The organism is Pseudoalteromonas luteoviolacea S2607 (assembly GCF_001625575.1).
GTDB lineage: Bacteria > Pseudomonadota > Gammaproteobacteria > Enterobacterales > Alteromonadaceae > Pseudoalteromonas > Pseudoalteromonas luteoviolacea_E.
Genome location: NZ_AUXV01000001.1, coordinates 20,741 through 42,438, shown reverse-complemented (window position 1 = coordinate 42,438; position 21,698 = coordinate 20,741). Strand labels below are relative to the sequence as shown.

General features: G+C 42.2%; 17 protein-coding genes. 10 read left to right on the top strand and 7 right to left on the bottom strand.

Annotated features, from left to right (window positions below):
* Nucleotide 1 precedes the first annotated feature (1 nt).
* From N480_RS00145 to N480_RS00135, 3 genes are all read left to right on the top strand, one after another.
* On the top strand, nt 2-880 hold the full coding sequence (locus N480_RS00145) for a LysR family transcriptional regulator (RefSeq protein WP_063370747.1): 879 nt from the start codon (nt 2-4) through the stop codon (nt 878-880).
* A gap of 97 nt (nt 881-977) precedes the next feature.
* Nucleotides 978-2,153 carry an alpha/beta hydrolase-fold protein gene (locus N480_RS00140; RefSeq protein ID WP_063370525.1) on the top strand — a complete coding sequence of 392 codons (1,176 nt, stop codon included), beginning with the start codon at nt 978-980 and terminating at the stop codon, nt 2,151-2,153.
* Between the two features lie 29 nt (nt 2,154-2,182).
* On the top strand, nt 2,183-4,078 hold the full coding sequence (locus tag N480_RS00135; protein WP_063370524.1) for a beta-propeller domain-containing protein: 1,896 nt from the start codon (nt 2,183-2,185) through the stop codon (nt 4,076-4,078).
* 128 nt (nt 4,079-4,206) lie between these two features.
* On the opposite strand, the gene N480_RS00130 is transcribed toward N480_RS00135, so the two are convergent.
* The 6 genes from N480_RS00130 to N480_RS00105 form a co-directional block, all read right to left on the bottom strand.
* Nucleotides 4,207-4,557 (bottom strand): hypothetical protein, encoded by a 351-nt coding sequence (locus tag N480_RS00130; RefSeq protein ID WP_063370523.1) that lies wholly within the window; start codon nt 4,555-4,557, stop codon nt 4,207-4,209.
* Nucleotides 4,558-4,959: 402 nt separating this feature from the next.
* Nucleotides 4,960-5,409, bottom strand: coding sequence for a hypothetical protein (locus tag N480_RS00125; RefSeq protein ID WP_063370522.1), 450 nt, complete (start codon nt 5,407-5,409; stop codon nt 4,960-4,962).
* 189 nt (nt 5,410-5,598) lie between these two features.
* On the bottom strand, nt 5,599-7,758 hold the full coding sequence (locus N480_RS00120; RefSeq protein WP_063370521.1) for a serine/threonine protein kinase: 2,160 nt from the start codon (nt 7,756-7,758) through the stop codon (nt 5,599-5,601).
* Complete coding sequence (locus N480_RS00115) at nt 7,755-8,330, bottom strand: ECF-type sigma factor (RefSeq protein ID WP_063370520.1); 576 nt, start codon at nt 8,328-8,330, stop codon at nt 7,755-7,757. The genes N480_RS00120 and N480_RS00115 overlap by 4 nt, the downstream gene beginning before the upstream one ends.
* Before the next feature lie 220 nt (nt 8,331-8,550).
* Nucleotides 8,551-9,678 carry a helix-turn-helix domain-containing protein gene (locus N480_RS00110; RefSeq protein ID WP_063370519.1) on the bottom strand — a complete coding sequence of 376 codons (1,128 nt, stop codon included), beginning with the start codon at nt 9,676-9,678 and terminating at the stop codon, nt 8,551-8,553.
* Nucleotides 9,679-9,787: 109 nt separating this feature from the next.
* Complete coding sequence (locus N480_RS00105) at nt 9,788-10,957, bottom strand: serine hydrolase domain-containing protein (RefSeq protein ID WP_081231694.1); 1,170 nt, start codon at nt 10,955-10,957, stop codon at nt 9,788-9,790.
* Between the two features lie 232 nt (nt 10,958-11,189).
* Here N480_RS00105 and N480_RS00100 point away from each other — a divergent pair, with 232 nt between their 5' ends.
* The 3 genes from N480_RS00100 (at nt 11,190) to N480_RS00090 (ending at nt 15,331) form a co-directional block, all read left to right on the top strand.
* Nucleotides 11,190-12,329 carry an NAD(P)/FAD-dependent oxidoreductase gene (locus N480_RS00100; RefSeq protein ID WP_063370517.1) on the top strand — a complete coding sequence of 380 codons (1,140 nt, stop codon included), beginning with the start codon at nt 11,190-11,192 and terminating at the stop codon, nt 12,327-12,329.
* Nucleotides 12,329-14,023 (top strand): nucleoside recognition domain-containing protein, encoded by a 1,695-nt coding sequence (locus N480_RS00095; protein ID WP_063370516.1) that lies wholly within the window; start codon nt 12,329-12,331, stop codon nt 14,021-14,023. The genes N480_RS00100 and N480_RS00095 overlap by 1 nt, the downstream gene beginning before the upstream one ends.
* Before the next feature lie 258 nt (nt 14,024-14,281).
* Nucleotides 14,282-15,331, top strand: a complete 1,050-nt coding sequence (locus N480_RS00090) for a Kelch repeat-containing protein (RefSeq protein ID WP_063370515.1) — start codon at nt 14,282-14,284, stop codon at nt 15,329-15,331.
* Between the two features lie 47 nt (nt 15,332-15,378).
* Here N480_RS00090 and N480_RS00085 read toward each other — a convergent pair whose 3' ends face one another.
* Entirely contained in the window at nt 15,379-16,281 is a 903-nt protein-coding gene (locus N480_RS00085; protein WP_063370514.1) for a LysR family transcriptional regulator, read from the bottom strand.
* A 146-nt stretch (nt 16,282-16,427) separates the two neighbouring features.
* On the opposite strand from N480_RS00085, the gene N480_RS00080 reads away from it, so the two are divergent.
* The 4 genes from N480_RS00080 (at nt 16,428) to N480_RS00065 (ending at nt 21,692) form a co-directional block, all read left to right on the top strand.
* The gene (locus tag N480_RS00080; protein WP_063370513.1) at nt 16,428-17,423 is read left to right on the top strand and encodes a quinone oxidoreductase family protein; all 996 of its coding nucleotides are present in this window, start codon (nt 16,428-16,430) and stop codon (nt 17,421-17,423) included.
* A 148-nt stretch (nt 17,424-17,571) separates the two neighbouring features.
* Nucleotides 17,572-20,184 (top strand): hybrid sensor histidine kinase/response regulator, encoded by a 2,613-nt coding sequence (locus N480_RS00075; protein ID WP_063370512.1) that lies wholly within the window; start codon nt 17,572-17,574, stop codon nt 20,182-20,184.
* A complete protein-coding gene (locus tag N480_RS00070) occupies nt 20,168-20,524 on the top strand; it encodes an Hpt domain-containing protein (protein WP_063370511.1) in 357 nt (118 codons plus the stop codon). The genes N480_RS00075 and N480_RS00070 overlap by 17 nt, the downstream gene beginning before the upstream one ends.
* Nucleotides 20,511-21,692: a response regulator gene (locus N480_RS00065; protein ID WP_063370510.1), complete on the top strand. Its 1,182-nt coding sequence runs from the start codon at nt 20,511-20,513 to the stop codon at nt 21,690-21,692. Before N480_RS00070 ends, N480_RS00065 begins: the two co-directional genes overlap by 14 nt.
* Nucleotides 21,693-21,698 lie beyond the last annotated feature (6 nt).

The following is a 21,698-nucleotide window of genomic DNA, read 5'->3' as shown; positions in this document are numbered from 1 at the left end:
AATGAACAAATGGACCGAAATGAAAACGGCCTATCGTCTAGGTAAGCTTGGTACGCTGAGTGCGACGGCGGAGGATTTAGGGATTCACCGCAGTACCGTTATGCGTCATATTGATGCATTGGAAGCTGCTTTGTCTGTTAAGCTTTTTCAACGCAACGATCGAGGCTATATACCGACCGAAGCTGGATTAGAAGTCATGCGACTTGGGGAGGTGACAGACGTTCAGTTTACGCAGTTTGTAAACAATGCAAGCAGTGCTGAGCGTGAGTTAGCAGGTAAGCTCAGCATAACATGTGTCAGTGAGTTAGCCCCCATGCTGATGCCGCTAATTATGGAATACCAGACCCTATTTCCAAAAATGCAGGTAGATATACTTGGCGATATTCGCAAGTTTGCTCTGGAGTACGGCGAGGCCGACATTGCCATTAGAATGGGTCCAAGGCCAGATACGCCAGATAATATCGTTTTTGAATTTGCACAGATTGAATTAAAGCTATGTGCTCACGTCGATTATATCGAACGCTTTGGTATCCCAAATAAAAGTAATATCACGGAGCATAAGTTCATTGCTCTAAATGAGCGGGTGGCCCATCTACCTTGGAACGAGTGGATCTATAATCACATTCCAACGCAGCAAATTGTGCTGACAAGCTCCGTCGGGCAGGTCCTTAATTATGCATTACATCATGGGTTTGGTATTGGTGTATCCACCAAGGAAACCATTGCGAACAATTCTGCGCTGATTGAAGTTGATATTGAACAACAATGGCAAGTAAATGCATGGATGTTGGTACATCGAGACATGTTGAATATGCCAAAGGTGAGGGCGTTTATAGAACTCGTTAAGCGCGCTTCTTTACACTTGGCGTTTGATATTTAGCCAATGAAATAAGCAAGTATGGCTGCTCGTTTTTTAGTTTTGCAAAAATGCTTTTGATTATTTAAGGTGTTGGCATAATAACAAAAAAGGAAATTCGATGTTTTATGCCAAAATCATACTCACTACGCTTTTATTTCTTCTCACCACGAGCTCGCTCCTTGCAACAGAGCAACTGAACATAACCAAGACGCTTTCTTCAAAAATATTGTCTGAGCAAAGAACGGTTACAATCTTACTTCCTGACTCCTATTATACAAATGAACAAAAGGTTTTTCCGGTCTTGTATCGGCTTGATGGTAAAGAGAATATCCCTTTAGAATCCGCGGTATTAAACAAGCTTCATCGCTCAGGTGCAGCGCCAGAAATGATCATAGTTGCGATTGAAAACACCGATAGAGCAAGAGACTTGGCTCCGACTGTAAATTATGACCCAAGAGGTCCTGTGGGCGTTGGTGGTGGCGGCGACAAGTTTTTAGATTTCATAGAAAAAGAGCTGATCCCAGAGGTCAATCGCACTTTTCGAACACATGATTTTAAAGTCTTTTCAGGCGCGTCCATTGGTGGACTACTGGTGTTGCACGCAATGCAGTCAAGACCTCATTTATTTCAAGGGCATATTGCGTACAGCCCAGCTGTATGGTGGGGGGCACATAGCACCCTTAAAAATGTAAAATCTTTTGTAGCTAAGAGACAGACATTTGACAATTACCTCTACATCAATATTGGCTCAGAGGCCGCGCCAATGCGTGACATTTATGATGAGTTGCACTCATTTCTAGCAAACAATAAACCGCACAAATTTAAATTAACGGGAGATACTTTTGATGATGTACCGCACGCGATGACTTCTGCAGCGGGGGTGTTTAATGCGTATCATAACCTGTTTTTGTCTCTCATAATGCCTAGCAGTGCGCTGACGGATGGAGTGAGCTCTATCAAACAATATTATAAACAGGTTTCTTTTCAACGCGCAGAGCCGATTCTTCCCGAAGAGTGGGTATTACGCGGACTAGGGTATGAGCTGGTGGATGCCAAAGATTTTGTAGCGGCGATTGAAATCTTTAAATACAACATCGAACAAAACCCAACCATGGCCAGTGCTTATAATGGTCTGGCCTATGCGTACGAGCAGAACAGCCAATATGTGCAATCTTTAGAGCAGGTAAATATTGCATTGGAATTAGCTGAGAAAGACGATGACGGTTACGAAGCCTATTTAAATCGTAAGCGTCGATTAACAGCAGCGATAGCGAAGAGTGCAGGGTCTTTATGATGATGTGTGCGTAAATACTAGGAGTGACTATGAAGCAAGTTTTACTGTTTTCATGCTTAGTGACATTGTTAATGAGTGGGTGTAGTAGTTTTAAACAGCCAAGTTTAAGAGGGTTGAAATCGGCACATGTTACGACATTTCAATCACAAGCAGACTTTGAAAATTATATGGAGGGCATGCACCAATTACACCGTTATCGTGAGACGGAACGCCGCAAGCAGCTTTTAGAGCACTACTCTGAAGGAGTTGAGTTTATAGAAGTGACTGGAAGCCGTATTGCTTCTTCTGACTTAAGTATCACCAATAATCAAGTCGACAATGTCGATGAAGGTGGCATTATAAAATTCACTGGAGACTACTTGATTATTCTCCGTAAAGGGGTCATTTATTCTGTCAAAATCACCGAGAACAGCCACGATATACTTCATGCCAAGTCAAAAGTTGAAATAAACCAACCTTCTTGGAATCAAGATGTTTGGTATGACGAGCTGCTCGTATTAAAAGATACGTTACTGGTGCTTGGCTATAACTATGGATTAGATGCATCGCAGCTGCTGCGTTTTAATTTAGGCAGTCAGGGCGAAATTACTTATCGAGATGGTATTTTAATCAAATCAGATGATTACTTTAGCGGTTCTAATTTTGGCTCTAGAATTGTCAATAATAAGTATCTCACATACTTGCCTGTCGAGCTTACATCTGAGTATGCAAATAAACGTAAGACACGCATCTTGCCACAATTTGCAAAAATCCCTGACGAAGGGTTTGGCGCATTAAAGTGGCAAAATATCATAGGCGCTAAAGACATCTATAAACCTTTAGACATGCAGTTGTCACCGATACTGCATACAGTCATTGTTTGTGACCCTTTAACGGTCAATTTTGATTGCGGTGGCACGGCGGTTGTGGCTTCTGGTGAGTACGAATATTTTGTTTCCAATTCAGCATTTTATCTGTCTACATCGATTTTGCATGAAGAGAGACTGACTGACTTTCAGTATGAGGGCGTGCAGACTCAAGCAGTGTCGAGGTTATTTATGTTGCCGCACAGCGGTGAGGTTATGGGCAGTGCATTGGTTAAAGGGAAGCCCCGTAATCAGTTTTCATTTATGCAAAGCGAAGGGGCATTACATCTATTGACTGTGAGTGAAGCGCATTCGACCCCTGAGATAAGTGCCTTGCTCTATAAGCTCCCTGATGTCGTATTCGAACAACGTAATGCAAGCATCGTTAAGCCCCAGCGCGAATGGTCTGTGGCGACACAATATATTAATAACCGCTTCACCAATGAGTGGCTAGTGCTGGATGAAAACTTATATGGAGGTCACATTGAGAATAGGCATGTCGAGCAATTAGACAGTCTTTCTTTGACTCATTTATCTCGTGATGAACAACTTACTTTTGGCTTACCACATACTGTGGATCGAATTGAGCCCATTGGTGGCAAGCTGTTTGTGTCTGGAGTCAATCTACAAGAAAACTATAGCGTGTCGATTATCAACCTAACAGGTAGCCCATCTATTGATAGTGAAGGGGTGTTCGACAAGTTTTTAGAAAAAGAAAATATTAGCCATGCGTTTAACTATAAAAGCGTGACTGACAACTATGGCATTGCAGGCATTACGGCACTGAGCAAAGCAAGCCTATCAGAAAAGATGGAAGATGACTTGAGCATTGTATATTTGGGAGTAACGAGCAATGCACCTGTGTCTCTAGCAGGTCAAGCTAAAGCCAAAGTTAACCCACAAACCTTTATTGATTGCGAAGTGAGTTGCAGTGATTGGTATGGTAACTCAAGGCCATTTTATATTGGCAATAGAGTGTTTGCGTTAGTAGGAGATGTACTAATAGAGTCTCATATCATTGATGAGCAAGTAATTGAGCTTACCCGAGTAGACTACGTACGTGACTTACAAATGCACTGAGATGATAAGCTTTGAGTACTTTGTTTTAAAAACATCCGCTTAAGCTGGGGTAATTGATTCTCAACATTTAAATTAAACGACTGCTTTTCAAACAAAGAAAGGGGGCTAGCCCCCCTTCCTACAATGCATTAAATACAGCTGCCACTTTTGTCTACGCTACCAAATGCGTCGTAGATGCGATAGCTCACTGGCTGCGCATTCGGGTAACCTGACTGCTGAAACATGGATGTAAAATAATTATCCATGAATACGCTTTGAGTATTCGTCAATGGTCTGGTTACGGTGTAAGTTCGGTTGTGATCAGTCGTAACACTGATATAAAGTTTATTTTCGGCAATTCTATCCCAAAACGATGCCTTTGCTCTGAACTTAACACTGTTATCTTCTGTCCAGCACTGATCGCCAGTAACCGTGCCTGCTAGGGCTGACGTTGATAAAAATGTAGAGAGTGCAACCAATACTAATGTCATGTTTTTCATAAAAACCTCAATGGTTAATGAGAGTAATAACTTTCCATGTAGGAGAAGTGCGGATCACATATTGCTTCGTGATAAGACAAGGATATTTGCGATTTTCCCAAGCTTGAAGGCACGCAATTTAGTGGTTTTTTTCCGAATTAATTCACTTTTTTAGAGAAATAGTTTGCGCCGATCTGAGTTGTGAATAAATGTTGTGATTGAAGCTTCGGGTGCAAAACGTTGAAGTGTGGAGCTGTGCTGATTACCAATAAGTGCTAGATAAAATGCTTCATAGAGAGAAGTTGTCGTATCAGATGAGTGTTAACTCATTGGCGAGTTTTTAAAGCTGGCAGGCGGTAAAGGTGCGACTGCAGGGGCACGCTATTTCGGGCCCCTGATAGCGATTTATGATTCGGTGTTAAATCAAAGATTAACTTTTACGTAATCTTGTGCATTGAGATAACTTTTGCATGCTTGACTACCCATTCTAAGAAATAAGCCTTCCCCAGCAGAGGTGTAAGCGGCTAATCCGTTTGGGTATTTCATACTAATCCACTTTGTCCGTGTTGTATCCACAAGCTGTGCAGTGTCACTGTGGTTTGAGTACCTGATGATACAGTCAGTTTCATCATCTCCATCGAATTTGACAAAGTCATAGCACAGTGCCGTATTGGTAGTACCTTTCGATGACCTGGTCCATGCTATATCGCCGAGAGGTTTCAAAAATTGCGGGCAGTAACCGCACTGAGGCGTACTGGTTTGCACGAAGTTATCTGGGGCTTCAACAACCTCAACGATAACATCTTGCGTGTTCGCCTGACTTGAAGCTGCGCTGAACAGTACAAGTGACGTTGCTAATATTTTGATTTTCATTAACTATTTTCCTTATTTTTAAAAGGTTTACACCTTGCGTGAAGTCGATTGCGGTGGTGTTTTTGTAACAGGTGATATAATAAGCAGTTGCGCATAAACTGTTAAGGCACGCAATTTGGCGAAATTTTTCAGACTTTTGCGTATTTTATTTGTCGCTAGGGAAATGAGCGCAGTGTTGAGTCGCAGCGTCTACAAAATGTCAGGTTTAGAGAGCTTGAGGATCTTAGCTCCCATGTCGGCAACTTCTGCACGTGTTACGGCACGTTGAGGTTGAAATTGACCATCATGACTAACACAGAGACCATACAAACTACAAATTTGCGCGTACCTCAGAGCCTGAGCATTGTTAAATTCAAGGTGGTCTTTAAATTCTACGTGTTCATAGCTACTTAGCTGGGTGGGATCATACAAATTCAACAACTGACTGACGGTCTTTGCAAGCCATGCTTTTGATGCAGGCTTTTTCGGTTCGAATTGCGTAGGATCTATTGATAGGTTGTGCTGTTGCGCATAGCTTAAGTAAGTGTTAGCCCACGAGAAGTCCTCTAGATAACCACGTTCATTAATAACCGTTAAGTTGTCGTACTGTTGTTGTGTTTTTCTAAGTGTAATGAGGCCCTGTGCGTGAGCGGCGAGATATAAAATAGAGAGGACTTCTGCTTGCTTTGCTATTTGAGATGGCTGAAACAAGCGTCCATTGCCGTGAGGGTTTGGTCTGCCGATGACCACTCCTCGTAATGCAAGATAATGTATATTTTCAAAATAGGGGTGTGTGGCGGGGACATCATCAAATTTAATAGGCAACGATTTACCGTCTCTAATAACAAATCGCAAAATAAGCTTGTCGTATTCTTGGCTATGTTTTACTGCTTCGATTGTAACTGTGTGGATACCTGATTTTGAAAAAGTATGATGATAATAGCCCGTATGGCTAATATATCCGCCCCCAGTAATACTGAATGCCAGATCGGCGGGCTCCGCACGGTTACTTACGACTTTGAGTTTTATCTGTTCACCAACTTTGCCACCATGATTAGTGAATACATATGGCGACAGTATTTTACCGTGTCCTTCAATATTCTTAATTTGAGTATCAGCTGTGTCGGGCAGGTGGTGCTTGTTTAGGATATCGTGAAAGTGATCATCCTCCTGTTGGGTATCGAAAATAGAGCGTAAATAAGTCATAACTTGAACTTGCTGTGAATACTGATCGGCCATGGCGGTTTGTTGTTTTAAAAAGACAATCAACATAGGAAGCAAAACGATTGTCACCATGCTTACAACCCACACTATTTTCGAGTGTCGAGCGTAAAGGCACCTAGCTTGATCCAGTTTACTAATGTATCCAGCCTGCTCTGGAGTGAGCATATGTACAGCTTCAATAGACGTTTTAAGTGACTTAATTGAGGCGGTACGCTCACCTTTGTTTTTGTTTAGCGCTTTTGCTAACACGGGTTTCAGTAGGCGTGCTTTTAACGGCTCATTTGAAAAGTGTTTATTCAGGAGGTATTGAAACACTTTAGCCGTAGAGTAGACATCACTGGAGTAATTCAGAGATTCTCCTCTTTGCTGCTCAGGACTGGAAAAGCGATAGGTAAAACCAGCAGCGGCGTTGTCTACTTGATGATTGGGGTTAAAACTCACTTGTTTAGAAATACCAAAGTCAATCAACTGTGGCTGCATATGTTCGTTTATCAAGATATTGCTGGGCTTAATATCCGCGTGAAGCACATGATGTGAATGAGCATGATTAAGTGCTTCACAGATTTGAAGGAAAATTTCAATAACACTGTCTAGCGTGAGCGGGTGAGTACTAAAGAACCTGTCCAATGGGGTGGCGTCAATGTAATCCATAATCATGTAGCAGTGATGCTGATATTCACCAATCGTAAATACACGAGCAATGCCACTGTGCTGAAACTTAGCTAGGCTTTGCGCTTCTCGTTTTAGTGTGGATACTCTCTGTGAGATAGACGAGTTTGGATAGAGGAGCTTAATGGCAACCGTTTGCTCAAACTTGCCATCAGAGCGATGCGCTTTATACACAACACCTTGACCACCATCGCCAATAAGTTCAGATAATACAAAGTCTTCGATTTTTACGCCATGTAAATACAGCAGCTCGTCATTGCCAAGTGCCACATTGGCACTGTGCGATACTAATTGGGGTAAAAAGTGGTCTTGTTTATTCTTTATATGTGCTTGTACAAGCTGGCGGACTTCAGAGCATACGCTTTCATCTAACCCTTTCATTTGAGTTAGGCGTTGTATCATTTGATCGATAGGGAAATCTAAAAGTTCGTAAAATATGCTAAATGCGTCTACGGATTCACGGCTGTGTACAGTCATGGAGCGTCGGTGAATTTACTGCGTAAAAAAGCATTAGCAAGATCGATGTGGCGATAAATTTTCCCTGTCGGTATTGCGAACTCCTTAGCTATTTCTTCACCCGTCATTCCTAAAAAGTAGTAGAACAATGCAACCTCATAACATTGCTCTGATCGGCTTTTTAGTAAGGTAATGGCTTCATCAAAAACACTATACTGTTCATCATCTTCGGGTATATTGAGGCGATGAAATTCGCTTAGAGATGTGTGGGTAAATAGATTGCCGCGCTTTAGTGCTTTTCTTTTTCTAAGCTCACTTATCAAGGCGTTTCGAATAAAAATTGATACGTCTTTTAAATATTGCTTACGGTTCTCGTAATCTCGGGTTGGTGGTGCAAAGTCTATAAAATATTCATTAATAAACGAGGTCGTATTTGGCAGTAGGTCTTCTGCTTCGCCATTAGAGAGCAGTTGTGCTTTGTGCTTTTTGAGGCGACCTTTTAGGTGCAAAAATATCTCGGCTTTGAGCGTTCTTTCGGATTGTTTACACCCAGACTTCCATTTGTCTATAAGTAGGGTAACGTCATTGTTCATGCGGGGACCAAAACAGGCAATTTGAGTCTAAATTATCTGGGATTAGAGTAACAAATAGGTTGTAAATATCAAGTTTCAAGTTGTTTTATTTATGTTTCTGCAATACGTATGTTGAACACTAGCTAAAAGGGAGAATATATTCAAAGAGGCATGTTACTTTGCTTACAAATTGGAACCCATAACGCAATTTGCATGCGCTTCTAGGTTCCTATCAATGAGGTTAACTGTGTACTTGTTTTCTGTATTGTGAAGGGGTTAAGCCTGTCGCTTTTTTAAAAGCGGTGTTAAACGTAGACTTAGCGTTAAACCCGACCTCATATTGAATCGTCGAGATGCGTTTATCGGAGTCCAATAGTAGCTTTTGTGCGTACTCGATACGGTAACCGTTCACAAATTGAAAGAAGTTTGTTTGTAGTAATTGTGACAATGTCTCTGAAATATGATTTTCACTGACAGAGATCGATTGAGAAAGCTGATTTAATGAAAGTGTATCATTCATAAAAAGTTGCTCTTGTGCCATGACGCTTTGTAACTTTTTGGCAATTGCATCCATTTTGCTTTTGCTCAGTGTTGTGGTCCTCATTTGATGTGCAATGGGTATGCCTTTGTCTTCGCGCGTTAGAATTGGCTGGTTGAGTGCCAATTGTGTGAAAGCCAATAAAACACTTGCTTCTAGCAACGGTAAAAGGAAGCCTTGTCCTGGGATACGCCACCCTGTAAACCCTGGCAAGTAAGCTGTCGCATAAAAAAACCACACTAGCCCCCACAACAACAATGTAACTTTAAACCAGTCGAGAGATCGTGACTGAATGTCAGCGAAACGCTCCATAAGTTGCTGGCGATGACGAGCATGTACTTTCAAAGCACTCACAAAATAAATAGCGATAAATGTAATAAAAATCACCATTGCTATGAGGCAAGTTAAAAATGCAACTTTAAAATGCTCCGGATCTCGTGTAGCGGGGTCTGCGAGCGCGAGTTTTTCTTGCGGGGTTAAGCTAAACAGGAAAGGTATCATTGCACCGATAACTAACACTGGCCCAAGCGAAGCAAGTGCATAGCTGCGCGCCGAGATAGACACGTCGGGCGACATGGTTGCACGCGCATAAAAGTATAAGGCAGGCCCAAGCAAGGTACGAATTGGAAACTGTAACCCAGCTAACCCAGGTAAATATCGGTAAGCGCCCGAATAAATAAACAGCTCACCGCATACATGGATAAATAGCAGACACAACAGTGCAATTAAAAAGGTAGTTTGTTGGTGCTTGGGCTTACACCCCGCTTGTACAAGTGCGAGTGCAATGATGCCTAGCATAAAGGAATAAATTACCGTGGGTACGACATCCATTACACGTTCCTAATTGAAAACACCAGCTATTTATATCTCAACAAATTCAGGAAAGCACTGAATAAAAATGAAAAGCCTAGTGGTTTTTTAATAGCTCTGATGATTGTACCTACTGCTTTGCCATTAACTCAAATAACTGTAATTGAGTTTGAAGGTAGATGGGCATCGTCAAGGCGATACGTTTACCATTAGCTTGTGTGACTATTTTTGAGGTGTTATACACAAACAAGTGTCCAGTTTTAGATATTGGATTAACGAACAGTGAGCTGTAAAAGTTTTTCTGAGAGCCTGTGTGGCCAATAAACTGCTGGTTTTTTAATGTTCGGCTGAAAAAGGTTAAACCAATGCGCTCGTCTTTTTTGGTGCTTTTTTGGGTAGAATGTTGTGGCTGCCACATTTCTTCCAATGAGCTGCGAGATAGAATGCCTTCATAGGCAGCATTTGCTGCATCACCAATTAAAAAAGCGACATATTTCGTCATGTCTTCAATTGATGCATTGATACCGCCATTCGCGGTAGTCACACCAGTATCGAATTCTGGGCCGCCTGCGTGGAATTCTTTGTTCTTAAAATAATAATTATTAGAACGGTACTTTTGCAGGTGATAGGGGGTTGAGTCAAAGTAGGCATCGTACATTTTCAATGGTTTAAAGATGTTTTTATCGATATAAATCTCAATATCATCGCCTGTGATACGTTTGACCACTTCACCTAAAAAGTTGATCCCAAGGTTTGAGTAACTGTATTTTGAGCCCGGTTCAAATTGAATTTTGGAGTAGGGCATCATCGCTGTGAGCTGTGCAAAATCGGTGGGTTCATGAGGTTGCCAGTCATGAGTTTTAAACGGAAAGCTGGAAGCGCGAAACCCAGCTGAATGGCTCAGTAAATGCCTTATTGTGATCTCGTGAGTGTTTGCATATGGGTTATATACCTTGGCAATTTCGGGAAGATATTTTACGACGGGATCCGACAGTTTTAGTTTATGCCTGTCTCTTAATTGCATGATAGCAATACCGGTGAAGGTTTTGGTGATAGAAGCCCAATGAAAAAGTGTTTTTTCCGTAATTGCTGAGGCGCTTTGTCTGTCGGCTAAACCAAAGTAAAGCGTGTTCTTTGATTGGTCGCGATTGATAAGTGAGATTGCACCGCCGACGACCCCAAGATCTAAAAGCTGAGTTTTGTAATCTTGACTTACTTCTTGCCAAGTTAATGCTTGTGCTAAATTTGGGAGCGCTAAGCTACACAGCGCTATAGACATGGAAATAACTAACTTATTCATTTTTATGTTTTTTATTATTTTTTAACCAGTATATCAAGTTTTTTGAACAAGTCGATGTCCCTAACTTTGCTAAAAGTTCAATATACTCAAGTGCCTGATAACTAGAAGGTAGCGGCACTAGATAAGCAGGTTCGCATAGCAGACTTTGAGAATTTGTCAGTTAAATGCAATGAATTCTCATTTCTGTTGCTGTATATTGGTATGTTATATTGTATCAATTTTAGGTGTGATAATGCCAAGTGAAAAACAAATAACAAAAACTGAAGTAGTGATAGTGGGTGCAGGCCCTGCGGGGTTAGGATGCGCCGCACTATTGAAGCAAATGGGAATTGAAGATCAAGAACTCATCGTATTGGAAAGAGGTGAAATCGGGGAGTCGTTTTTAAGGTGGCCAAAAACAATGCGTTTGATTACGCCTTCGTTTCCCAGCAATGGCTACCACCAAACTGATTTAAACGCGATAACACCAGATACATCGCCTGCTTTTAGTGCTGGTAAAGAACACCTAAGCGGTGAAGAGTATGCAAAGTACTTAGATATGGTCGCGAAACACTACAAGATTAAAGTGACGACCAACACGCAGTTAGACTCGGTGTCTTCTCGAGGGCCAAACAGAGGGTATGAGCTGTTAGCGGGTGAGTTAACGATACACTGTAAATTTATCATTTGGGCGGGCGGGGAGTTTCAATCCCCGAATACTGCTGGTTTTAGCGGTGCTGAGCTGTGTATCCATAACTCAAAAATAAGTGAATGGGATCAGCTATCAAAAGGCCATTATGTAGTGATTGGTGGTTATGAAAGTGGCGTGGATGCGACATTCAATCTAGTGAATCAAGGGTACGAAGTGACGCTGCTAGATATAGGCGGCGCACAGCAAGATACATTTGACCCGAGCCGTGTATTGTCTCCCTATACCGCAGAGCGGTTATCGAGTTTATCCAGTGCTGAGGGTGTTGAATATGACGATGATTTTGAAGTCAGCAATGTATATCAACAAGGGGATGGATACGTTGTTCAATCCACCGATGGGAAAGAGGTTTTCACGCCTTTCCCACCCATAAATTGTACTGGGTTTGAGATAGACTTAGGCCCGCTAACCGATTTCTTTGTATATCAGGATAATGGTTATCCTTGGGTGAGCCCATTTGACGAATCGACTAAAATGCGCAACGTCTTTTTAGCTGGTCCGCGCCTTTATCATGATCCCACATTATTGTGTTTTATTTATAAATTCAGGGGACGATTTGCAGCGCCCTGTGCGGTTATTGCCAGTGAGCTTGAGCTGGATACTTCGATATTCAAACATTACAAACAAGCAGGCATGCTGCTGCAAGATTTAGATTGCTGTAAAGAGCAGGAGTGTTTTTGCTAATGGGGCAGTTTATTGATGTACAAACCTTTTACCCTGAGCCAAAAGTAAAAAGCCAGTGGCTCCTCATAGGGAAAGAAAGTGTTGGCAAGACCGCACTAACTGAAAACCTCATGGGTAAAAAGTCTGGAAGCAGTAATCTGCAAGGAAGTTCATTGTTTTGTCAGGAGTACACTTGGAATGGCCAAGTGATCACCGATACACCGGGCATTCAAACGCGGATGGACAGTGTTGTTACCTCTCAAGTTTTACGCCGCCTAAAAACCAGTCAGCATGTAATCTTGACGCTTAAATCTACTGAGCTACCAGACGATTTAAGCGACTTGTGGGATATGGTACAAGGGCGCAGTGGCATCGTCATAATCACTTATTGGGACAAAGTTAAGCATCGAGAAGATGTTCTACAAGAGCTAGAGAGACTGAGAACTGAAACAGATCTAGCTTGGATAACCATTGACAATCGCCATGTCACAACAGAGCAACTTGAGCTGATAGAGCAGGCGCTTACCAAACCGAAACGTTTTCCAATTGCGGCGCCTAAACTTGAAGCAAATTGGTCAGTTAAACCACAGCTATTACTGTTTGAATATGCTTGGTTTGGGCCCATACTGTCTCTGTGTTTACTGGTGTTACCTGCCTGGTTTGCAGTTACCAACGCCAATGCTTTTGCCGATTTACTTTACCCGTATGTCGAGTCACCAGTTAATACGCTCAAAGACAATTTTGGGACTTTGCCAGCTCCCTTAAGCCATATGCTAGTTGGTGATTACGGCCTCATTTCGATGCTGCCTTTTTTGATTTTGTATGCTTTACCGACGGTTGTTGTGTTCTCAGCCATAATATCTATTTATAAAACCACAGGCCTCATAGACCGGTTATCTTACCGCCTCGACCCATTTATGCATAAAATCGGACTAAGTGGGCGAGACCTGGTGAGAGTGATCATGGGTTTTGGATGCAATGTACCCGCCATTATTCAAACCCGAAACTGCTCATGCTGCACAAGAGGAAGCTGTATATCTGCTATTTCTTTTGGCTCCGCATGTTCTTATCAGTTACCCGCCACAGTCGCTGTGTTCTCTGCCGCAGGCAAGCCATACCTTACATTACCATACTTGGCCATACTAGCTGTGACGACCTGTATTTACCTGCTTTTAACCACGACGAAACAGCAACGGCACGCGGCTGCGTCATATAATTTACTTAGCAGAGGCTTTTTACAACCGCCCAATTGGCGGTTTGCCTTATCTGAAATGGCTGGTGTGATGTCGTCATTTTTTAATACGGCTTTTCCTTTGTTCATTGGTATTTGTTTGCTAGTCGGGTTCTGTGAATGGCTTGGTGTTATTGAATCGCTCACGCAACTTGTTTCACCACTGATGGCCTTGGTTAATCTACCTGAGGGCGCAGCCATAGCGGTCATACTTGGTGCTATACGCAAAGATGGTTTAGCGATTGGCTTGATTGATAGTTCATCGCATGGACTCAAACTGGGAGAAATCACTGACATTCAACTACTTTGCGCTGTATATCTTGCTGGCGTTATGTTGCCTTGTGTGGTTTCTTTGATGACGATAGTACGAGAAATGAGCGTTGGATATGCGTCTCGTTTGGCAATGCGACAGGTATTCTGGGCGACTTGCTTTACCGCACTGTTGTCTTGGGGAGTGCCATATGTTTTGGCCATGTTAGCTTGAGAATCGTTGATTAAATAAAGCGTGGTAATGTACTTTATGATTATTCTGGCTCGTCAGCTTGTGGGCCAGACTGGCGAGTATTCATTAATTTGCATTTTAGCGGCTTAAATAGTAGCTGGACGTATTTTTATCCACTATGTTCAAAGATATGTTATTGATTAAAGCACAGATTGATCGTCTTTGATTTGTCACAAAGCGAATGATCTTACCGTGTGTTTTAACGGTATCATTCTTTGGGCATAACCTTAAGGAGCATAAATGCACTTCTCAACTGCTAAATTAGCCATGATTGCAATGAGTCTAGTCAGTGTTTTGGTATCTGCTAATCAACCAAGTAATGAATCACAAACCAGTGATAACGATATTTGGCGACAAGCACCAGCTTTACCCATCGCATTGCAAGAAGTCTATCCAGCAGTTTTTAAAGAGCGCATTTTAGTGGGTGGGGGCTTTACTCCTTCCAAAGAGCCTTCATTTTTTGGACTAGGTCCAACGGACGACGTGTATTTATTAAACCCGCCAACGGGTCGCTGGCAAAAAAAGCCGTCTTTACCTGAAGCAAGGCATCACTTGGGGATGGTGAGTAATCGACATTATGTTTACGGGATTGGAGGCTTCACCGGAAACAAAGGCGATGCTTGGCAAATTCAAAGCTCTGTATTTAGGTTAGATGGTACATTTCGAGCGTGGCGAAAAGGCCCATCCTTACCCATTCCTTTAGCGGAATCTGTGTATGCAAATGTCGGAAAAAATATCCATGTGATAGGCGGCAAAACAATTTCTAAGAAAACAGGTAAACATGTTGATAGTAATGCGCACTTCGTATTGGTGAACAATGCCTACTGGCGCAAAGCAAAGCCTGCAAAGATAGTGCGAAATTCAGCCGCAAGTGCCGTAATTGGTGACAAAATATATGTCATTGGGGGAAGAGTAGCGGGCGCTGATAATGCAAATGTTCGCGATGTAGAAGTGTACGATACTAAGAAAGATACGTGGACGCAGGTTGCACCGCTGCCCGTTGCTTCTGGAGGGCTCTCGGCAAGTGTGTTAGATGATAAGATAATCGTCTCAGGCGGAGAGGTATTTGGCCCTGATAACAATTGGCGAGCCGGCCGAGCATTTAAGCAGGTATGGTCCTATGATCCATCAACAGATATCTGGGAGTCATTGCCTGATATGCCAACACCAAGGCATGGCCACGGTATGGTAACGTTAAACAATACGCTGTACATCATAGGCGGTGCAGCAAAAGTGGGTCCTCAGGAGACCCTTTCTTCTGTGATAGCTATTGAAACACAAAATCCGTAACTGTATTTAAACACACGCCAAGTAATGTATCCTCATCAAGGGTGAAGTCAGTTATTGGGTGCTGAAAGACTTTCATGAAATCTGCTTTTTACATAGCCTGCCAGCTGTTTGATCTGGCTTTGTATATGCCTTTTTCCAAAATAGTAGGCGTACATTACTCTGGTACGGGGAGCTAATGCATCAACCATGAGGCTTTGCACGTCATCACTTTTTATCATTGATTGAGGCAGCATGGCCATATATTGGCCGGTAAGTACACCATGGTAAGCAAGCCCCAAGTCATCAACTTCTAGGCTCGGTTGAGGGGAAATCATCACTTCGTTACTTAAAGTATCTACAAATGACCATTGTTTAGCTGGGTGAGCAATTACACAAGGTAGAGTCGATACTTGGTGTGCGGTAACTTTGTTTGGGTTCAAGTTATGCTTTTCGATGTACGAGTGGTGCGCGCAAAGTGAATAGGGTATATCCCACAAATGCAATGCTATTGCGGATGAGTCTAATAGCGGACCGACACGAAAAGCCAGATCTATATCTTCTTTTATCAGGTTCTTGTTGTCATTTGAAAGGGAGACATTTAGTTTCAACTCAGGGTGTTCTGATGCGAAATCGATTAACCAGGCACCTAGAAAATCAATTCCTGCTCGCACTGGCATCGACACATTTAGTGGGCCTTTAAACGTGGCTTCAGCGTCTTCAGCAAGTGAGATAGAGTCTCTTAGTCTATTGAAAAGTGGCTCACAATCAAGATATAACTCTTTTCCTCTAGGAGTAACGGTGACTTCTCGAGTTGTCCTTTGCATCAAGGTTAACCCTAAAGTCTGTTCAAGGGCCTCTAATCTCCGACTGACGGTACTGTGAGGTATGCCGGTGCTATTAGAGGCAGCCTTTAAGCTGCCATGTTCTACGACCGCACAAAAAAGGTTTAGGTCATCCAGTACGCGTTTCATAATACTTACCTCGAACAAAAGTGTATGGTTATTATCCCATTTATGGGATTGATAAGTCCATCATCGCTTATTTTTTCATTGCCATAAGCTAGGTAAAGTTAGGCCAAGTATCAGCATAAGGCTGTTATGAATGACAGGAGAGAAACATGAAAGCGATTTTATTAGAGCAAACAGGTGGCAGTGAACAGTTGCAATACGCAGACATGCCGACTCCGATGCTTAACAAAAACCAAGTGTTGGTAAAAGTTGCAGCGGCGCCCGTTAATTTTATAGATACCGTGATTAGAGAGGGCAGCATGCCACCCGGTATGATGCCTGAGTTACCTTTTGTATCTGGTGTGGAAGGCAGTGGTACCATTGTCGATAACAATGGAACTCCCCTCAAAAAAGGTCAAAAAGTGGCTTATTTAGGTCCTATTGGCGCTTCGATGTATGCACAGTACACTGCTGTTGATGCAGACAAGCTAATCGTTTTGGACGATGAGGCAAATTTGCTAGAAGCTGGGTCAATGCCTGTTACTTATTTTACCGCATACCATATGCTGCATAATGTTGTGCGTGCGCAGCAAGGTAAGATTGCGTTAGTGTATGCATCGACCGGTGGTGTGGGCACGGCATTGATTCAATTAGCAAAGGCTGCTGGAGTTACTGTCATTGCTTTAGACAGAAAAGACGCGAAGGTCGCACAAGCACTTAAACTAGGTGCAGACTACGCCTTTAATTCGACAGGGGATTGGCTTGAACAAGTAATGCAAGTCACGGCAGGTAAAGGCGTTGACTATATTTTTAATCCTGTAGCCGGAGATACCATAAAGCAGGATTTAGAAGCGCTGGCGACGTTAGGGCACATTGTTATTTTTGGGTTTTTAGCGGGGGTTGGTAAAAGCAATTTGCAGGCTGAAGTGGCAAATCACTTTGGCAAAGCGCCCACTATTTCTTATTCAGAAATATATGCGACCTACTTTAATAATTTTCCTTTAGTGAAAGCCTCTCTAGAGCGAGTGTTTGAACTATTGAGAGAAGGGAAGTTATCGCCTGTTTACTCAACCATGCCGCTAATCGAAGCTGCTAAGGCGCACGATCTAATTCAAAGCGGTCAAATCTTAGGGAAAATGTTACTTATTCCAGCATCGAGTGAATAGGGTAAGTAATCAATGCGCGGTTATCACGTGTTTATAGAAATGGGCCGCGCTTTTTATTCGCATACCTGAAACGCAATGAAACAAGCCATCTGGTGTGTAGCTGCTATATTTAATGTTAATTACTCAGTGATTTGCAGCAGGGAAATGTATGGAAGGCAGCATCCCTTTTCTCGTTACCGACAAAGCGCTTCTTATTAAGTCAATCAGTCCAGCTGCTATAGAGCTGTTAGGTTGCAAAGACGTATTAGGGCTGTCAATTCAGGCGCTTCTGAATCTAGAACTAGACAAAGTAGACAGTGCCATTGGCTGCTACAAAAACCGCTATTTCAAACTTTACAAATATAGTACGGCAAGCGGCTATTCTTTTGTGCTGCAAAGAAGTAACACTGTTTTTGATGAAGGGAGCTTTTTAGCAGATGCCATAAACAGCGCCAATATTGGCTTGTGGCGATATAACTTAGAGTCAAAGCATGTATACCTGTCTGATATTACGAAGGAGTTTCTGGGGGTGGCACAGGGGGTACAAGTTACCTGGCGGCAGCTCTTATGCTTGGTACATAAGGATGACCGCGCGTTATTTCCGCTGTTTTTTGAAAATCACGCCCAATTTGGTGTGCCTTTACAGTTTGAGTTTAGGCTCAAAAGTGCGGGCCAAAAGCGTTGGTTTGCGCTAAAGGGAAGCCTCGCGAAGCGTGGCGCGTTACAGTGGATAAATGGCACATTGCAAGATTGCACAATTGAAAAAAATACGGTTATCGCGCTCAATGATGCCGATGAAAGCAAGCAATTAGCGATCGAAGCAGGAAAAATAGGCACTTGGCGAGCCACTAAATCGGGTAACTTGTGGCGTTGGAAATGGGACATGCTGGCCAATACCATTTTCAAATTAGAGCCTAAAGACATTGGTGATTTAAACAAATGGGTTGAGCTATTGCACCCCGAAGATAGACCTAAAGTGTTATCCGCATTGGATGAAAGCTTAAAAACAGGGGTCGAATTTAAGCAGCATTATCGGAGTATTTTAAAAAATGGTGACGTGATCTATGTTTTTGCACAGGGGCGGGTTGGCAAAAACTATAAAGGAGAGCATTGCAGAATAGATGGTGTATGTATTGATCAAACCGAAGTTCATAAAGCGCAGCAAGCCTTGAAAGAGCTTAATACCGAGCTGGAAACACGCGTTAATGACCGCACCGCAGAGTTGCATAAAACTCTGCAAAAAGCCGAGCGCGCTAACAAAGTTAAGTCAGAGTTTTTATCGATGATTAGCCATGAATTGCGCACGCCCCTCAATGGCATTATTGGTGCGTTGGATTTGTTAACCCACTGCACGTTAGCCAATGAGTCAAAGGATCTTGTTTATACAGCTTCGACATCAGCGAATCACCTGATCACTATTTTGAATGACTTACTAGATTTGAACAAAATTGAAGCTGGTAAATTAGAACTAGAAACGGTGGTGTTTGATCTGCCTGTGATGCTGTCAGAAGTAGTTTGCACATTCAGCGCTTCGGCCAGAGAAAAGGGAATAAGTTTAAATGTTTATGAAGAACTTAAACTACTGCAACCTCTGAAAGGCGACGAAAACAGGTTCAGGCAAATTTTGCTCAATATACTTGGTAATGCTATCAAATTCACAAATACCGAAGGCTTAGAGCAAAAACGAATTACCCTTAATGTTCAATTTAAGCAACTCAATATATACCAAGGGGAGGTCACGATTCGTATTGCTGATACCGGCGTAGGAATGAGCAAAGAAACCATTAATAAACTATTTACCCCTTTCACGCAGGCTGAGAAATCTACGACGAGAAAGTTTGGTGGTACAGGGCTTGGTCTTTCAATCTGTGGCAAACTAATTGACCTTATGGGCGGTCAAATCATTGTTGAAAGCGAGCTGCATAAGGGCAGTGCTTTTACCATTAAAGCGCCGTTTTGGTTAGATATCAGCGAACATGAACAAGCTGCAAAATTACCGCTAATCTGTTATGTGATTGGCGAGCTTTCATTCGATAATGCACATTTACTCACGCTCGCCCAGTCTCTATATGATGTAACATTAATTGAACTAAAAGGCGAGGGGGAAGTGAACATCGAATCCACAGCTTCCCTACATTTGGTGCTGTCTTGTGAATTGGAGGCTGTACAATTTAGGTTACCTCAACTGGAACTTCTTCCCAATTTAATTGTTTATACCGACGCTTCGCTGCATAGTCTGTTTGACCTGTCTTTTGTTCAATTAGCCATTTACCCAAACCAGCCGATGACCGCACATCAGTTAGATTTACAAATCCAAGCTCAACAGCAGGAGCAATTGGACATGGATGACTTTGCATTTGAAGCTGAGCCTCAAGCGCAAATTGTTGAAAAAGACATTTGCATCCATGACATTCTGTTAGTTGAAGACAACCCGTTTAATCAAAAATTAATAAAGAATCAGCTAGAAAAGCTAGGGTTTCATTGTGATGTGGCGAGTAATGGCGCAGAAGGTTTTAATTATTGGCACAGCCATCAGTACAAACTGATTTTAACTGATTGCCATATGCCAGAAGTCGATGGTTATGAAATGACCAAGCAAATCCGAACAGAAGAAGCCAAAAGTGAGCAACCCCCTGTCCCCATCATTGCCGTAACTGGCGCAGTAATGCAAGGAGAGAAAGACATGTGCACATCCATTGGTATGAATGACTTTTTATGTAAACCAGTGAGACTGACAGACATAAAGCTGATTATGGAGCGTTGGTATGAACACTCAGCCTGATGAATTAAAGACGCTAAATCGTAACACCATAATTGACTTGGTAGGCGATGAACCAGACAAAATTCAAAAATTTCATACAGAGTTTTTAGCACAGGCTGCAACGGTGCTAAAAACCATTGTTCAGTCTTTTAATATCAATGACTTCGGAGAGTTAAAAAGTCAGGCACATTTCTTAAAAACGTCTGCAAGGGCGGTGGGAGCAGAGCGCAGTGCCTATTTTTTAGAGACAATTGAGCGCTATAGCCTGACGAAAAATAAGTCTGCAATAAAACAAATCATCATCAAATTAAATGGGGAGTTTATTGCAATTAAAAAGGAGCTAACCAATGGCGAGCATTAACCGAATTGCAAAACGCCATCCAGCGGTTTTGGTATTAACTCACAGAGAGGATGATGTTCAGGGCGTCACGCAGCTTATCTCTGAGCAAACAAACGACTTTAGGTGTTTGGTGGTGAGAAAAACAGCACTGGATGACATCGAGCAATTAGCACCTAAAGTAATTTTGTTCGCTTTGTCGGATGTGAAAAAAAGCATCTGCCTTTACAATATGTTGATAAAAGAACAGCGCTTAGTCAAAAACCATTACAGCGTTTTATTATGCAGTAATAAAGAGTCGGGGCTAGCGTTTAAATGCTGTTTGAAAAACCTCTTTGACAGCTATTTTGTTTACCAGCCTCTATATGAAAAATTTCGTTTACAGCTTATTGTCTATGAAGGACTGAAGCAATGCACTGACTCTAATACGTATTTAGACTCATTAGATAGCATTGTACAGAATCAAAACGAAGAGCTTAACTCTTTGATTGAAATGGGGCTTAGTTATAAGGCGTCTGTTGTTGAAGAGATCAGTAAAAGTCGCGACGAGGTCAATACGATAAACCAGGATCTTCTCGAAAAGCTCCCTGACAGTATGCATAAAGAGCTCTTATCAGAATTAAATGAGTCCCATATTCAACCACTCTTAAGTGCTTTAGAAGAGTCTTTATCGAGCAAGTTATTGGGGCTAGTTGACGGGTTAAAGCAATCTCAAGATCTAAACAGTTTATTAATGAAGCAACTCCAGCAACCAATCAAAGAAAAGCAGGCTTCTGAGTTACAAGGTGGAGCGTCAAGTGACGGGTTTTTGGATACTTCACCAAATCAACAGTCCATCTTACTGGTTGAAGACAATCATATCTATCGTGAAATGATCAGTGACGTATTGACGAATGTCGGATATGAAATAGAGCAAGTAGATGATGGCTTAGCTGCGATTAAAAAAATCAAACTTACACAATATGACCTTATTGTTATGGACTTATTCTTGCCAAACCTTGATGGCCTAAATACGACAAAACACATCAGAAACGTAGGAAAAAATATTAAGACGCCAGTTGTCGCCTTGACGGGAAACAAAAACAAGCAGCTAGTGAAAAAGTGGGCAGAGCATGGCCTTGATGGGTATATTTTGAAACCATCAACAAAGCAAGAAATCCTCGCTGTTGTAAATAAAGCAATTGGCAATTAAGCAATC